Raw genomic sequence first — 14,958 nt, 5'->3', positions numbered from 1 at the left:
GATCACGCACGTGAATGAATCAGGAACGGATGCCGCGCCCGACGCCTCGCCCGAGGGTGGGCGTGGGGCCGCGGCATCCGCTCCGACCGGTCTCAGCCGGCGCGGCCTGCTGGGGCTGGCCATCGGTGGTGGCGTCGCGGGTCTCGCGGTCGGGGCCGGTGCCGGTCTCGCCGGCGGCGTCGCGCTCGGACGAGCACGCGCGACCGAAGACGCCCGCACCGCATACGACTTCTTCGGTGGACACCAGGCGGGAATCACGACGCCGGTGCAGGAGCATCTGCACTTCGCCTCGTTCGACATGATGCCGCGCACCGACCGCGACGATCTCATCTCGCTGCTCCAGGACTGGACGTATGCGTCCGCCCGGATGACGCAGGGGCTCGACGTCAGCGCGACCGGCGCCGTCGGCGGGTCTGCCGAAGAGCCGCCGGACGACACCGGCGAGGCCCAGGGCCTGTCGGCCGCGGGACTCACGATCACGTTCGGATTCGGCCCGGGGCTGTTCGAGAACGAAGACGGCGATCGCTATGGCATCTCCGCGCAGCGCCCCGCGGATCTGGAGCGACTGCCCGCGTTCCTCGGGGATGATCTCGATCCCGAGGCCTCGCACGGCGACCTGTGCATCCAGGCGTGCGCCGACGACCCGCAGGTCGCCGTGCACGCGATCCGCAATCTCAGCCGCATCGCATTCGGGCGCGCGCGTCTGCGCTGGTCGCAGCTCGGATTCGGCAAGACGTCGCGGACGACCGCCGCGCAGGCGACCCCCCGCAACCTCTTCGGCTTCAAGGACGGCACCGCGAACATCCTCGCCGACGACACGGCGGCGCTCGACGAGCATGTGTGGGTCGGAGCATCCGATGAGCCGTCGTGGATGACCGGGGGGTCGTATCTCGTGGCGCGGAAGATCGCGATGCTGATCGAGACGTGGGATCGGGTGCGGCTCTCCGAGCAGGACACGATCATCGGTCGCGACAAGGGCGAGGGGGCGCCGCTCTCCGGCGGCACCGAATTGACGCGCCCCGACTTCGCAGGGAGCGCAATCGACGAGAACTCGCACGTGCGTCTCGCGCATCCGGAGCAGAACGACGGTATCCGAATCCTTCGACGTGGATACAACTACGTCGACGGGAACAACGCGCTCGGGCGACTGGACGCAGGGCTCTTCTTCCTGTCGTACCAGCGGGATCCGGCGCAGTTCATCACGCTGCAGAAGCGTCTGTCGACGGACCGGCTGAACGAGTACATCCGGCACGTCGGCTCGGGGATCTGGGCGATCCCGCCCGGAGCGAGCGCCGGGTCGTACATCGGTGCCGACCTGTTCGCCTGAGCCAGACAGGGCGCAGGAACGTGCGGCTCAGTCTTCGAGCATCCTCACGGCCGATGCGGCGATCGCGTCGGCGCCGAGGTGGTCGTCGGCCGTGATCGTCACCACCGCGTCGCCGACGAAGATGAGCAGTTGCCCGTAGGCGCCATGCAGCCTCCACCCGGATCCGGGTCCGCCCCACCCGGCGAGGGCATAGCGGTCGTACCCGGGGTTCTCTCCCGCGACCACCCAGTGCGCGTGCATCCCGTCGACCACCTCTGCCGAGACCAGCTGCTGCCCGTCCCACGCGCCGCGGTCGCGGATGAGGTGCCCGATGCGGGCGAGCTCGGCGGTGCTCAACCGGAGCCCTCCGCCGGCGACGATCCACCCGTTCGGGCAGCGCTCCCACTCGGCGTCGTGGATTCCGAGCGGCGCGAACAGCCGCGGATCGAGGTAGTCGACGATGTCGCCCACGACCGAGGCGAGCACCCGCATCGCCGTGTAGGTGCTGGCGTTCGAGTACTGGAAGACGCGTCCTCGGGAGGGGCGGCCGAGGAATTCACGGGCGAGATCGGGCCAGTCCGTCATCATCGTCTCGGACCAGGCGAGATCGATGCCGCTCGACATCGTCAGCAGATGGCGGAGCGTGACCTGGTCGACTCCCGCGCCGAGAGGGACGTCCGGCAGGTAGTGCGAAACCGGCGCATCGAAGGAGACGAGTCCTTCGTCAGCGGCGATACCGGCAGCCAGGACGCAGACTCCCTTCGCGGCGGAGTGGATGTCGCGGCGTACATCGGGAGCCCAGAGATGCTCCGCCGTGTCGGCGCCGATGCGCACATGCAGGCCATGTGCCACGAAGCCCGTGGCCTCGACCTCTCGAACGAGGAGATCGCGGACGGTCTGAGCTCGGGTCACGACTTCAGGCTATCGCGCGGTCGACGCGAGCCGGTCGGGTCGTTCCGACGTCCTTCACGGGAGGCCAGCGCGGGGTCGATGAACAGCCATTTCGGCCGGGGCTCCACGAGCGGGCGGAACAGCCAGCGCACGGGCTTCGTCGCCAGGGCGAGGGCGATGAGCACCGAGAGCACCGTCACGAGCGGCAACCAGATCCAGGTCGGATCAAGGCCGCGCAGAACTCCGGACTCCCGGAACGGGTAGAGCACGAAGGAGTGCAGCAGGAAGACGTACATCGTGTACTGGCCGAACGTCGTCCACCAGTAGGTGCCGCGGGGGATCAGCGCGAAGAAGGCCGCGCACAGCAGCACGGCGAAGCACATCAGGGCGATGCGGATGCCGCCGGCCCACCACTGCTCGCCGCCCAGGTCGGCGTAGGAGTCCTCGTAGAAGAGCCAGTGGCGCAGGTCTACCTCCTGCCAGAGCGGAAGCCAGTTCCACGCCGCCCACCCGGTCGCACCGAGCACGGCGAGGGCCGACACCCGTACCCACCACGGGCGGAAGTCCAAGAGGCGGAACCGCGCGACGATGTCGTGCTCGCGCAGCCACCACCCGAGGGTGAAGAAGGGGAGCAGCCCGAGGGTTCGCGAGAGCGAGAAGGTGCTGTCGATGTTCGGGAGGTATCCGACGCCGATGGAGATCGCGATCGTCCAGAGCAGCGGCCAGCGCAGGAGGGCGAGGTAGGGGAGGACCAGGCGGAAGATGCCGAGGGCGAGGAGGAACCAGAGCGTCCACGACGGCTGGGTGAGGTTCGGGTTCGCCTGCCCCTCGACGAGCCATTTGGTGAGGGTCCAGAGGACTTCGAAGATGACGTAGGGCAGGAGGATGTCGGTGATGACGCGCGCCATCTGCGTCTTCGTGGGTGAGCCCGACTTCGAGAAGTATCCCGAGATGATCGCGAACGCGGGCATGTGGAAGGCGTAGAGGGCGAGATAGAACGCGAAGGCGATGTCGGAGTCGTAGATGAGGCGTTGGATCGCGTGGCCGAGCACGACCAGCACGATGCAGGCGTAGCGCGCGTTGTCCCAGAACGGGACGCGTCGACGGGGACGGGCGGTCGACCCCGTCGCGGGGGCCGAGGGGGTCGCTCCGGCGGTGCTCATCCTCCGAGGCTACCGCCGGGAATAAAGTTGGAGCGATCGTGTTGACTCATATATATTCAAGTGAATAGAAACGGATGCCGAGTCATCCGCTTCGGAGAAAGACGGAGCAATCATGAGTGAGCAGTCAGGGTCGCAGGCGATGCAGTTCGGCATCATGTCTGTCAGCGACATCACGCGGGACCCCACCACCGGGGTCACGCCGAGCGAGCAGGAGCGCATCAAGGCGACCCTCGCGATCGCCACGCACGCCGAGGAAGTGGGACTCGACGTCTTCGCCATCGGAGAGCACCACAACCCGCCGTTCTGGTCGTCCAGCCCCACGACGTTCCTCGCGGCGCTCGCTGCCCGGACCGAGCGCCTCATCGTCTCGACCTCGACGACGCTGATCACCACGAACGACCCGGTGCGCATCGCCGAGGAGTACGCGATGCTGCAGCACGTCTCCGACGGCCGCATGGACCTCATGCTCGGCCGCGGCAACACCGGGCCCGTGTACCCCTGGTTCGGTCAGGACATCCGTCAGGGTCTGCCGCTCGCGATCGAGAACTACGCGCTGCTGCACAAGCTGTGGCGTGAAGACGTCGTCGACTGGGAGGGCAAGTTCCGCACGCCTCTTCAGGGCTTCACCTCGACCCCGCGCCCGCTCGACGGCATCGCGCCGTTCGTCTGGCACGGATCGATCCGCACGCCGGAGATCGCCGAGCAGGCCGCTTACTACGGCGACGGCTTCTTCGCGAACAACATCTTCTGGCCGAAGGAGCATTACCAGCGCCTGATCGAGCTCTACCGCCAGCGCTACGCCCACTACGGGCACGGCACCCCGGAGCAGGCGATCGTCGGCCTCGGCGGTCAGGTGTTCATGGCGGCCAAGTCGCAGGACGCGGTGAACCAGTTCCGCCCGTACTTCGACAACGCCCCGGTCTACGGTCACGGGCCGAGCATGGAGGACTTCACCGAGATGACCCCGCTCACGGTGGGATCGCCGCAGCAGGTCATCGACCGGTACGCCGGGATGCGCGAGCACTACGGTGACTACCAGCGCCAGCTCTTCCTGATCGACCACGCCGGACTTCCGTTGAAGACGGTGCTCGAGCAGCTCGACATCCTCGGGTCCGAGGTGGTTCCCGTGCTCCGCAAGGAGCTCGCGAAGAACCGACCGGCCAGCGTTCCGGATGCTCCCACCCACGCCGCACGCGTGCAGGCCGAGTTCGGCGACGGTCCGACGCGTCAGGCCCGCCCGGGCGCCAACCGGGGCGACAACCTGACCGGGGACTCGCCCTACCAGGACACCCCTGCACCCGCGGGTGCGGCGTTCGGGCTCAGCCGGAAGGATGCCTGAGATGACCACGCGTCGTATCGCCGTCGTCGCCGCAGGGTTGTCGAACCCGTCGTCGACCCGCATGCTCGCCGACCGTCTGGCGGCCGAGACGGTCAAGGCGCTCGCCGAGCGCGACATCCAGGCGAGCGTCGACGTGATCGAGCTGCGCGACTACGCGCACGACATCACCAACAACCTGCTCACGGGGTTCGCCCCGCCCGCGCTCGAGACGGCGATCAACACGGTGGTGTCGGCTGACGCCCTCATCGCCGTGACGCCGATCTTCTCGACGAGCTATTCCGGGCTGTTCAAGTCGTTCATCGATGTGCTCGACCCGGATGCCCTCACGGGGAAGCCGGTGCTCATCGGCGCCAACGCCGGAACGGCCCGCCACTCGCTGGCGATCGACTACGCGATCCGTCCGCTCTTCGCCTATCTGCACGCCGACGCGGTCTCGACGGGAGTCTTCGCCGCGTCGAGCGACTGGGGCGGAGCGGGCGACGATGTGGCTCCCCTCGCGAAGCGCGTCGAGAAGGGCGCGCGCGAGCTGGCCGATGTGATCGCACGACGAGAGGCCGCCGTGGCGAGCGACCCGTTCGACCCCGCCACGTACCTCGGCGAGGGCAAGTCCTTCGGACACATGCTCGGAGGCCTCGCGGGCGAGTGATCGCGCAGGCATGACGCCATCGACAATGTCCGAGAGGCATCGTACGGTGGCGTCATGTCTGCATCCGAAGCTCTGGCTGTGCTCCGTCGGTCTTTCGACGGGTCGTTGATCCTTCCCGGCGATGACGGTTTCGAAGACGCGCGAAAGCCGTGGAATCTCTCGATCGAGCAGCAACCTGCCGCCGTCGCGAGCCCGGCGCATCTCGATGATCTCCGGCATGTGCTGAGTGCCGCGCGGGATGCCGGGCTCCGGGTTGCCGTGCAGCCCAGCGGCCACGGAGCCGATGGAGACCTCGAGGGTGCCGTTCTCGTGCGCATGGACCGCTTCGACGATCTCGAAGTCGACCACGACGCGCATGTCGTCCGCGTGGGCGCCGGGGTGCGTTGGGGGCGCGTCGTCGATGCCCTCGAGGGCAGCGGGTGGGCGGCCCCGTCCGGGTCGAGCCCGGTCGTGAGCGTGGCGGGCTACACCCTCGGCGGCGGGCACTCCTGGCTGAGCAGGACGGCCGGACTCGGCTCCGACAACCTGCGGGCGGCCTGGGTGCTGCGCACCGATGGGATTCACGAGCGGATCGACGACGACAGCGACCCCGAAGCGATGTGGGCTCTGAGGGGCGCGGGTGGCATCGTCGGCATCGTCACGGCGCTCGAGATCGATCTCGTGCCCGCGGCCGAGCTGTGGGGCGCCTCCCTGATGTTCGACGCCGCAGATACGGCGGCCGCCATCGGCGCGGTCCGCGATCTCGCCGCATCCGCCCCGCCGACGCTCAACGTCTTCATGAACTCGATGCGCATGCCCGATGCTCCGCAGCTTCCCGCCGCGATCCGCGGCAAGAGCTTCTTCACGGTGCAGGCTCTGTCGACGGCCGGCGATGCCGGGGTCCATCTCGCCGGTGTGCGCCGAGCAGGCGCGCTGCGCGGTGAGTCAGCGGGGCCGACCTCGCCGGCCACGTTGGTCGCGCAGTCGACCGAACCCACCGAACCCACGGCGGGGCGTGGCGCGTCCATGGCCCTCGGCACTCTCGACGATGCGGCGATCGAGGCGGTGGCCGAGTTCCGTCAGCGGCCCGAGCAATGGCCGATCATCGGTATCGAGTTCCGCATGCTCGGAGGCGCGCTCGACACCCCGAGACGCGCGGGCTTCGCGAGTCTCGAATCGGCCGGCTGGTTGGTGTACGCATTGGCGCCCCTATTCCCCGGCGTCCCGGCCGCCGCGGGCGACGCCAGTCTCGACGGATTCCGGAAGGTGCTGGCCCCCGGTGCGGTGCACAGAACAGTCCCGACGTTCCTCAGCCCCGGGCAGGCTCTCGATCTCGCGGGCTCCGCCCAAGATCTCGCTCGCCTGCGTGCGACGAGAAGGCGATGCGATCCCGAGGGAGTTCTGCACGAAGGACGCCTGCCGCGGTGATCCGACCCGGGAAGAGATGAGGAATGCGGGAGCCGATGATCATCGACTCCCGCATCCGGTGGTCAACCGCTCTTGCGTCGGAACTCGCGCCGCGTCTGCGGGGCGGCGGCACCGTGCACGGCGGAGTCGCCGTCCATGTGCGACTCGCCCTGTCGGTGCTGCGCGTTCTTCTTCTCGAGCGCTTCCTTGAACTTGCGCTTCATGTCCTCAGAGGAGGAGGCGCCTTCTTCGGTGCTCATGCTCGCCAGCCTAGGGCACGGGCGGTTCCTCGGCGAGGCCTCGGCGCATCCGGCGCGTGATGTGGTCGATCACGAGACCGAATCCGATGGCCACGACGACGGAGACCGGAACGGCGACGAGCGGGCCTCCGGGGAGGATCGCAGCGATGGCGGCTCCCACCGACGCCTGATACAGCGCCCATCCGGTCGCGGCTGCGACGACCAGCGCGAGGTAGCGGGGAGCCGACACCCGGGAAGCCCCCGCGACGAGGTTGATGGCCAGTCGTGCGAAAGGAATGAAGCGCGCGGTGAACAGCACTGTCGCAAGGCCCCCGTCGAGTCGGCGCCGGGCCCACGTGAGAGCGCTCTGCACCCGTGGCGTGCGCATCCATCGCCAGCGATCCGTGCCGACCAGCCGCCCGAGCACGAAGCACGCGATGTCGCCCGCAGCGGCGGACGCAGACGCGCAGACGATCACCCCCCACAGGGGCGGAGACCCCGACGAGACGGATGCGGCTCCCAACGCGGTCACGGCGATCTCGCCCGGGATCACGACGAGGAAGGCATCGCCGAAGACGAGGATGCTCATCAGAACCAGGGCCCAGGGTCCGGCGAGCAGATCACTGAGGATGTCGGAGGGCACGGGTTCAACTGTGGAGGTCGGCGGTGAACGGCGACTGAAGTCCGGATAGCCGGTGACGGGCTTTCGTGCATCCGGTGAACATCTGGTGCCAGATGGCGAATCTGCGATCTCGACCTCGAATACCTCGTCATCCTGGGGATGTGAGAGTCGCGATCGTGACCGAGTCCTTCCTGCCGCACATGAACGGCGTCACCGGATCTGTCCTGCAGATCCTGCGCCACCTCGAGCGCACCGGGCACGAAGCCCACGTGATCGCTCCCCACGCCAAGGGCATGCCGCTCGAGGTGAGCGGCGCGCGCGTGGAGTCGATACCGAGCCTCGCACTGCCCGGGTACCGCACCGTACGCGTCGGAACATCTCCGGCGCATCGGATCGCGGCCTCCCTGCATCGCTTCCGCCCCGACGTCGTGCACCTGGCATCGCCGTTCGCGTTGGGCTGGCGCGGGGCGCTCGCCGCGGAACGTCTGAGTGTCGCCTCGGTCGCGGCGTACCAGACCGATGTCGCCGCCTATGCCGAGCGCTACCGGGTGCCCGCGACGACGGGCATCGCCCAGGCCCACATCGCCCGCCTCCACCGACGGGCGACGCTGACGCTCGCACCGTCGTCGGAATCCGCGCAGCAGCTCGAACGGCTCGGAGTGGACCGCTTGCGACGCTGGGGGCGCGGCGTGGATGCCGAGCGCTTCCACCCGCAACAGCGAGACCAGAGTCTGCGCACACAGTGGGAGACCGACGTGGTGATCGGGTACGTCGGCAGGCTCGCGCCCGAGAAGCAGGTCGAGGACCTGGCCGTGCTGCAGTCCATCCCGGGCGCGCGGCTCGTGATCGTCGGTGATGGCCCGAGCAGAGCCCGTCTGGAGACCCTGCTCCCGCACGCGCTGTTCCTCGGACACCTGAGCGGCGATGCGCTCGCCGCGGCGACGGCATCCTTCGACATCTTCGTCCACCCGGGCGAGAGCGAGACCTTCGGTCAGACCCTGCAGGAGGCGCACGCGAGCGGTGTCCCGGTCGTCGCCACCGGCCGCGGAGGACCACTCGACCTCGTGCGGATGGGCATCGACGGCTGGCTCTACCGGCCGGGAGACCTCGACGACCTGCGGATGCGCGTCGCCGACCTCGCCGGAGATGCCCGCAAGCGCCGCGCCTTCGGCCGTGCAGGGCACGAGGCGGTCCAGGCGCGCTCGTGGGAGAGCGTCTGCGATCAGCTTCTCGGGCACTTCGACGAGGCACGCGCACTGCACGCCGTCGACACCAGCCTTCGCGCTCGCCGCAGTATGCGCCCAGAGCTCCCCGTACCCCGCACGCCCACCCGATGGCAGCGGTACTTGGCACTCGGAGACTCCCTCACCGAGGGACTGTGCGACCCGGCGCCCGACGGTGCCCTCCGTGGATGGGCCGACCGTCTCGCCCTGCTGCTCGCGGCGCGCGGGGGACTGCACTACGCGAATCTCGCGATCCGCTCCAAGCGTGTGTCCGACGTCTGCGGCACCCAACTGGAACGCGCCCTGCAGCTACGCCCCGATCTCGTGTCGATCCTGGTCGGTGCCAACGACCTGGTGAAGCGACGCGTCGACATCCCCGCGCTCGCCGCGTCGCTCGAAGGAGCGGTGCGGCAGCTGAGGGAATCCGGCGTCACGGTCGTCCTCGTGACTCCGTTCCTCCCCGGGCGTCGGGCGGCGAATATCTACACCGCGCGTTTCTCGGCATTCGCGACCGCCCTCGCCGGCGTCGCCGCACGCACGGGCGCGATCCTGATCGACACGGATCTCACCCCTGCTCTGCGAGAGCGCGAGCACTGGGGGGAGGATCTCGTGCACCTCAGCAGCAGCGGCCACCGTCTTCTCGCCTATCGGGCGGGCGAGGTGCTCGGAGTGCCGCATGCCGACGCGCTCGGCGCGCTCGACGCGGCGATGCACGAGGAGACCCGGATCGGCACCGGTCAGTGGTGGTCGCAGCACGCCCTGCCGTGGGTCTGGCGGCGTCTGCACGGTCGCACGGCCGGGGACGGCCGTGTCGCCAAGCACGACGACTACGTGTACCTCGGGCGGTCCACGGTCGATCAGCGCCAGCCCGTGGTGTGAGGCGCCGTTCCGGGGGTCAGCGCCGGCCCATCCCGCGATAGTTCCACCCGGCTGCGCGCCATGCTGCGGCGTCCAGGCAGTTGCGCCCGTCGATGATGATCCGGTTGCGCACGAGCCCGCCGGCGTGAGCGGGGGAGAGATCGCGGCGGTACTCGTCCCACTCGGTCACCACGACCACGGCGTCGGCGTCGCGCAGGGCGTCGTCGCGATCGCGGGCGTAGCCGAGCTGCGGATGCACGGCGGCAGCGTTGTCGATGGCCGCGGGATCCGTGACGATCACATCCGCACCGAGGCCGCGGAGCCGAACGGCCACGTCGAGGGCCGGAGAGTCGCGGATGTCGTCGCTGAACGGCTTGAAGGCGGCGCCGAGCACCGCGATGCGCCGCCCGAACACGCGGCCGTCGAGCGCATCGATCACCAGCTGCACGGCACGATCCCTGCGGCGCAGATTGATGGCGTCGACCTCGCGCAGGAAGACGACCGACTCGCCGCGGCCCAACTCCTCGGCGCGAGCGGCGAAGGCGCGGATGTCCTTGGGGAGACAGCCTCCGCCGAATCCGATGCCCGATCCGAGGTACCGACGACCGATCCGGGTGTCGTGGCCGAGCGCGTCGGCCAGCAGAGTGACGTCGGCGCCCGCTGCGTCGGCGATCTCGGCCATCGCGTTGATGAAGGAGATCTTCGTGGCGAGGAAGGCGTTGGCCGCGCCCTTGACCAGCTCCGCGGTCGCGAGATCGGTGACCAGGAACGGCGTTCCGGCATCGATGGCCGACGAGTAAGACGCGCGGATCGTTTCGACCGCCGCGGCGCCGTCGGTGGTGTCGGGCACCCCGACGACGATCCGGTCGGGGGTGAGCGTGTCGTGCACGGCCCAGCCCTCGCGCAGGAACTCCGGGTTCCAGACGACGGTCGCGCCCGTCGGGTCGATGCGACGAGCGATCGCCGCTGCGGTGCCGACGGGCACGGTGGACTTGCCGGCGAGCACGTCCCCGGGGCGCAGGTGGGGGAGCAGGGCGTCGACGGCGGCGTCCACGTACCGCAGATCCGCGGCGTGCCCGCCCTGCACCTGGGGCGTCCCGACGGCGAGGAAATGGACGTCGGCGCCGCCGGCATCCGCCATCCGGCTCGTGAAGCGTAGGCGGCCGGCATCGATTCCCTGCCGCAGGAGCTCGCCGAGCTGCGGTTCGAAGAAGGGCGCATCCCCGCGTTGCAGCATCGCGACCTTCGCTTCGTCGACATCGATGCCGATGACGTCGTGTCCGATCGAGGCCATCGCTGCGGCGTGCACGGCACCGAGGTACCCGCAGCCGATCACTGACATGCGCATGGTTCTCACCTCACCCGATGCCCGCCACGTGCCGGGAGCCGAGAGGTGAACGCCCCGTGGCCGGTTCATGACCGTTGGACGCGGAGCCGGATCACGCGGTATTTCAGGGTGTCGCTGGTAGAGTTGGTGCGGCTGTCTTCTAAGAAGCCGCACAATTTCATATCGACTCATGGAGCGATCGGCGGAGAAGCTGGTCCCCTGTGGTGGGTTCCTCGGCGCGATGTCGGGTGGCTTTCTACTGGTGGCCAGCGCAGGCGATGTTCGCGACACTGCTCGTGCGCCCGATATCCGGCCGTTCCGCTCCTTCATGAATGCGCTCGCGCGTCACACGGATTCGCGAGTCTAAACAAAGAAGGAGAGACCTCTTGGAAGGTCCTGAAATCACCGCCACCGAGGCCGTTCTCGACAACGGCCGCTTCGGCACCCGCACCATCCGCTTCGAGACCGGCCGCCTCGCGCAGCAGGCTCAGGGCGCAGTCGCCGCGTACCTCGACGGCGAGACCATGCTCCTCTCGGCCACCAGCGCCGGCAAGCACCCGCGTGAAGGCTTCGACTTCTTCCCGCTGACCGTCGACGTCGAAGAGCGTTCGTACGCTGCCGGCAAGATCCCCGGCTCGTTCTTCCGCCGTGAAGGTCGCCCCTCCACCGAGGCGATCCTCGTCTGCCGTCTGATCGACCGCCCCCTGCGTCCGTCGTTCGTCGACGGTCTGCGCAACGAGGTCCAGGTCGTCATCACGGTCCTCTCGATCGCACCCGGCGAGTTCTACGACGCCCTCGCGATCAACGCGGCCTCCGCGTCGACGCAGATCTCCGGTCTGCCGTTCTCGGGCCCCGTCGCCGGTGTGCGCCTCGCGTTCATCCCCGGCCAGGGCGAGCACGCCGACCAGTGGGTCGCGTTCCCGACCGCCGCGCAGGTCAGCGAGGCCGTGTTCGACCTGATCGTCGCCGGTCGCGTCGTCACCAAGTCTGACGGCAGCGAAGACGTCGCGATCATGATGGTCGAGGCTGAAGCCACCGAGGGCAGCTGGAACCTGATCAAGGCCGGCGCCACCAAGCCCGACGAGACCGTCGTCGCGCAGGGGCTCGAAGCGGCGAAGCCGTTCATCGCCCAGCTCGTCAAGGCTCAGGCAGAACTCGCCGCCACGTCGTCGAAGGAGCCGGGTGTCTACCCGGTCTTCCCGCCGTACACCAGCGAGGTCTACGACTTCGTCGCCGGCCGCTCGTACGACGACCTCGTGGGCGTCTACCAGATCGCCGACAAGCAGGAGCGTCAGAACGCCGACGACGCGATCAAGGATCGCGTCAAGGCCGAGCTCATCGCGGCGACCGAAGCGGGCGAGCTGCCCGCCGCGGCTCCGCTGGAGTTCTCCGCCGCGTACAAGTCGGTCACGAAGAAGATCGTCCGCGGTCGCATCCTCACCGAGAGCGTGCGCATCGACGGTCGTGGACTGGCGGACATCCGTCCGCTCGACGCCGAGGTGCAGGTCATCCCGCGCGTGCACGGTTCCGCGATCTTCCAGCGCGGCGAGACCCAGATCCTGGGTGTCACCACGCTGAACATGCTCAAGATGGAGCAGCAGATCGACTCGCTGTCGCCCACCACGAGCAAGCGCTACATGCACCACTACAACTTCCCGCCCTACTCGACCGGTGAGACCGGCCGCGTCGGTTCGCCGAAGCGTCGCGAGATCGGGCACGGCTTCCTCGCCGAGCGCGCGCTCGTGCCGGTGCTGCCGAGCCGCGAGGAGTTCCCCTACGCGATCCGCCAGGTGTCTGAGGCTCTCAGCTCCAACGGTTCGACGTCGATGGGATCGGTCTGCGCCTCGACACTCTCGCTGCTCAACGCGGGTGTGCCGCTGCGCGCCGCCGTCGCCGGTATCGCCATGGGCCTCGTCTCCGACGAGGTCAACGGTGAGACCCGTTACGCTGCTCTGACCGACATCCTCGGTGCAGAAGATGCGCTCGGCGACATGGACTTCAAGGTCGCCGGTACCAGCGAGTTCGTCACGGCCATCCAGCTCGACACGAAGCTCGACGGAATCCCGACCTCGGTTCTCGCTGGTGCGCTGACGCAGGCGCGCGACGCGCGTCTGACGATCCTCAACGTCCTGAACTCGGCGATCGACGCTCCTGACGAGATGGCGCCCACCGCGCCGCGCGTCATCAGCGTGCAGATCCCGGTCGACAAGATCGGCGAGCTGATCGGCCCGAAGGGCAAGACGATCAACGCGATCCAGGACGAGACCGGTGCTCAGATCTCCATCGAGGAGGACGGCACCGTCTACATCGGCGCGACCGACGGCCCGTCGGCCGAGGCCGCCCGCGCCCAGGTCAACGCGATCGCGAACCCGACCAACCCGGAGATCGGCGAGCAGTTCCTCGGTACGGTCGTGAAGATCGCCACCTTCGGTGCGTTCATCTCGCTGCTGCCCGGTAAGGACGGCCTGCTGCACGTCACCGAGGTGCGCAAACTCGCCGGTGGCAAGCGCGTCGAGAACGTCGACGACGTCCTCTCGGTCGGCCAGAAGATCCTCGTGAAGATCACGAAGATCGACGACCGCGGCAAGCTGTCGCTCGAGCCCGTCATCGACGAGGCTCCTGCGGCGGATGCTGCCCCGGCCGAGGAGGCCGCAGCCGAGTAATCGGCTTCTCCGAAGTCGAGGGTCCGGTGTCATCCCTGCGGATGGCATCGGGCCCTCGCCTTTTTCCCGTGATCAAACCGTTACGGGAAGTTTCCCCGCCGTTCCGCGGATTGGTCAGAGCATTCGTCGGAGTCGCTTACTCTCGAAGTACGCACCGGGGGGTGCAATCACAGCAGGTACGAAGGTCGGCACGCACCGATTGACGTGGGGGTGAGGATATGCGGTTGTTCAGCGTAGGCGCGGGAGCACCGGACGAGCGCGCCCAGGACGGCGCGGAACATCCTTCCGCCCCGATCCCGATCGTTGGTCCCGGCATCGGCGAGTCCATTCGCGTGCCCTTGGGCGAGACCGGCTTCGATACCTTCCCGCTCATGCTCGGTGCGGCCGAGTTCGGCTGGAACGTTGACCTCGAGACCAGCCACGGCATCCTCGACCGCTACGTCGAGTTCGGCGGCAACGCGGTCCACACCGCCGACGGCTTCTCCGGTGGGCGCAGCGAGCACATCATCGGCCAGTGGCTGCGGTCTCGCGGCCTCCGCGACGGCATCGTGCTCAGCGCGCGCATCGGCGCCCACGCCGACAACCCCGGGCTCGGATCGGTGAACCTCGTCCGTGCCGTCGAAGGCTCTCTCACGCGACTCGGCGCAGAGCGCATCGATGTGCTCTACCTCGATGCCACGCTCGACGGCACTACCAATCTCGAAGACACTCTCGCCACCGTGGAGTGGCTCGTCGACGCGGGCAAGATCGGCGCACTCGGCGCCTTCGGCTTCGCGCCGGAACGCCTCGTCGAGGCTCGTATCCTCGCTTCGGCGGGCTACCCGCGCATCGAAGTGATCGATACGCCGTACAACCTCGTCCGTCGACAGCCCTTCGAGGGCGATCTCCGCCTGGTCGCGGGGGCACAGGGGCTGGCGGTCACACCGTCGCACGCACTCGAGCACGGTTTCCTCTCCGGCCGCCATCGCAACAAGGCGCTCGCGTCGCGCGGTGTGCGCGGCGAGCAGCTGCGGGGGCATCTGAACCGTCGGGGCATCCGAATCCTGCGCGCGCTCGATCAGGTCGCCGAAGAGCTGAGCGTCCCGGTCGCGGCCGTTTCCATCGCCTGGTTGCTCGCCCAGCGCACCATCGCGGCTCCGATCGTCAACGCCTTCGCCGCCGACCACGTCGACGAGCTCATGCAGGGCGCCGGGGTGGCGCTGTCGCGCACGCAGCTCGCCGAGCTGGCACGTGCCGGTAGCTGAGCGTCTTCACACGACTGTCATACGGGTGGCATAGGGTGGATGAAAGCCCGG

At 68.6% G+C, this 14,958-nt stretch carries 12 protein-coding genes; 7 read left to right on the top strand and 5 right to left on the bottom strand.

Going from position 1 to position 14,958, the window contains the following annotated elements; all coding sequences use genetic code 11:
- Nucleotides 1–10: 10 nt before the first annotated feature.
- On the top strand, nucleotides 11–1,327 hold the full coding sequence (gene efeB, locus ACIOSY_RS03915) for an iron uptake transporter deferrochelatase/peroxidase subunit (protein ID WP_400849337.1): 1,317 nt from the start codon (nucleotides 11–13) through the stop codon (nucleotides 1,325–1,327).
- Nucleotides 1,328–1,354: 27 nt separating this feature from the next.
- On the opposite strand, the gene ACIOSY_RS03910 is transcribed toward efeB, so the two are convergent.
- Together ACIOSY_RS03910 and ACIOSY_RS03905 are read right to left on the bottom strand one after the other, a co-directional pair.
- On the bottom strand, nucleotides 1,355–2,218 hold the full coding sequence (locus ACIOSY_RS03910) for a serine hydrolase domain-containing protein (protein ID WP_400849334.1): 864 nt from the start codon (nucleotides 2,216–2,218) through the stop codon (nucleotides 1,355–1,357).
- The gene (locus ACIOSY_RS03905; protein ID WP_400849331.1) at nucleotides 2,215–3,360 is read right to left on the bottom strand and encodes an acyltransferase family protein; all 1,146 of its coding nucleotides are present in this window, start codon (nucleotides 3,358–3,360) and stop codon (nucleotides 2,215–2,217) included. Before ACIOSY_RS03905 ends, ACIOSY_RS03910 begins: the two co-directional genes overlap by 4 nt.
- 112 nt (nucleotides 3,361–3,472) lie before the next feature.
- Here ACIOSY_RS03905 and ACIOSY_RS03900 point away from each other — a divergent pair, with 112 nt between their 5' ends.
- The 3 genes from ACIOSY_RS03900 to ACIOSY_RS03890 are packed head-to-tail and all read left to right on the top strand — an operon-like array spanning nucleotide 3,473 to nucleotide 6,752.
- The gene (locus tag ACIOSY_RS03900) at nucleotides 3,473–4,699 is read left to right on the top strand and encodes an LLM class flavin-dependent oxidoreductase (protein WP_400849328.1); all 1,227 of its coding nucleotides are present in this window, start codon (nucleotides 3,473–3,475) and stop codon (nucleotides 4,697–4,699) included.
- Between the two features lies 1 nt (nucleotide 4,700).
- Complete coding sequence (locus ACIOSY_RS03895; protein WP_400849325.1) at nucleotides 4,701–5,345, top strand: FMN reductase; 645 nt, start codon at nucleotides 4,701–4,703, stop codon at nucleotides 5,343–5,345.
- Between the two features lie 54 nt (nucleotides 5,346–5,399).
- Nucleotides 5,400–6,752 carry an FAD-binding oxidoreductase gene (locus tag ACIOSY_RS03890; RefSeq protein WP_400849322.1) on the top strand — a complete coding sequence of 451 codons (1,353 nt, stop codon included), beginning with the start codon at nucleotides 5,400–5,402 and terminating at the stop codon, nucleotides 6,750–6,752.
- A 62-nt stretch (nucleotides 6,753–6,814) separates the two neighbouring features.
- Here the strand turns inward: ACIOSY_RS03890 and ACIOSY_RS03885 are convergent, their stop codons facing one another.
- Nucleotides 6,815–6,991: a DUF5302 domain-containing protein gene (locus ACIOSY_RS03885; protein ID WP_400849319.1), complete on the bottom strand. Its 177-nt coding sequence runs from the start codon at nucleotides 6,989–6,991 to the stop codon at nucleotides 6,815–6,817.
- Between the two features lie 10 nt (nucleotides 6,992–7,001).
- A complete protein-coding gene (locus tag ACIOSY_RS03880; protein WP_400849316.1) occupies nucleotides 7,002–7,613 on the bottom strand; it encodes a DedA family protein in 612 nt (203 codons plus the stop codon).
- A gap of 155 nt (nucleotides 7,614–7,768) precedes the next feature.
- On the opposite strand from ACIOSY_RS03880, the gene ACIOSY_RS03875 reads away from it, so the two are divergent.
- On the top strand, nucleotides 7,769–9,694 hold the full coding sequence (locus ACIOSY_RS03875; RefSeq protein ID WP_400849313.1) for a GDSL-type esterase/lipase family protein: 1,926 nt from the start codon (nucleotides 7,769–7,771) through the stop codon (nucleotides 9,692–9,694).
- 16 nt (nucleotides 9,695–9,710) lie between these two features.
- On the opposite strand, the gene ACIOSY_RS03870 is transcribed toward ACIOSY_RS03875, so the two are convergent.
- Nucleotides 9,711–11,021: a UDP-glucose dehydrogenase family protein gene (locus ACIOSY_RS03870; RefSeq protein ID WP_400849311.1), complete on the bottom strand. Its 1,311-nt coding sequence runs from the start codon at nucleotides 11,019–11,021 to the stop codon at nucleotides 9,711–9,713.
- A gap of 365 nt (nucleotides 11,022–11,386) precedes the next feature.
- Here ACIOSY_RS03870 and ACIOSY_RS03865 point away from each other — a divergent pair, with 365 nt between their 5' ends.
- Both ACIOSY_RS03865 and ACIOSY_RS03860 read left to right on the top strand, forming a co-directional pair.
- Nucleotides 11,387–13,663 (top strand): polyribonucleotide nucleotidyltransferase, encoded by a 2,277-nt coding sequence (locus ACIOSY_RS03865; RefSeq protein WP_400849308.1) that lies wholly within the window; start codon nucleotides 11,387–11,389, stop codon nucleotides 13,661–13,663.
- 218 nt (nucleotides 13,664–13,881) lie between these two features.
- Nucleotides 13,882–14,907 (top strand): aldo/keto reductase, encoded by a 1,026-nt coding sequence (locus tag ACIOSY_RS03860; RefSeq protein WP_400849305.1) that lies wholly within the window; start codon nucleotides 13,882–13,884, stop codon nucleotides 14,905–14,907.
- The last annotated feature ends 51 nt before the right edge of the window (nucleotides 14,908–14,958 follow it).

Origin of the sequence: Microbacterium sp. NPDC087665, assembly GCF_044743285.1 — a bacterium.
Classification (GTDB): Bacteria; Actinomycetota; Actinomycetes; order Actinomycetales; family Microbacteriaceae; genus Microbacterium.
The sequence above is the reverse complement of the archived record's forward strand: the minus strand, read 5'-3'. Positions and strand labels throughout refer to the sequence as shown.

Coding starts and splice junctions, on each gene's coding strand:
- ACIOSY_RS03905 (WP_400849331.1), bottom strand. CDS start 3,360: ATGAGCACCGCCGGAGCGACCCCCTCGGCCCCCGCGACGGGGTCGACC.
- ACIOSY_RS03890 (WP_400849322.1), top strand. CDS start 5,400: ATGTCTGCATCCGAAGCTCTGGCTGTGCTCCGTCGGTCTTTCGACGGG.
- ACIOSY_RS03870 (WP_400849311.1), bottom strand. CDS start 11,021: ATGCGCATGTCAGTGATCGGCTGCGGGTACCTCGGTGCCGTGCACGCC.
- ACIOSY_RS03885 (WP_400849319.1), bottom strand. CDS start 6,991: ATGAGCACCGAAGAAGGCGCCTCCTCCTCTGAGGACATGAAGCGCAAG.
- ACIOSY_RS03860 (WP_400849305.1), top strand. CDS start 13,882: ATGCGGTTGTTCAGCGTAGGCGCGGGAGCACCGGACGAGCGCGCCCAG.
- ACIOSY_RS03895 (WP_400849325.1), top strand. CDS start 4,701: ATGACCACGCGTCGTATCGCCGTCGTCGCCGCAGGGTTGTCGAACCCG.
- ACIOSY_RS03900 (WP_400849328.1), top strand. CDS start 3,473: ATGAGTGAGCAGTCAGGGTCGCAGGCGATGCAGTTCGGCATCATGTCT.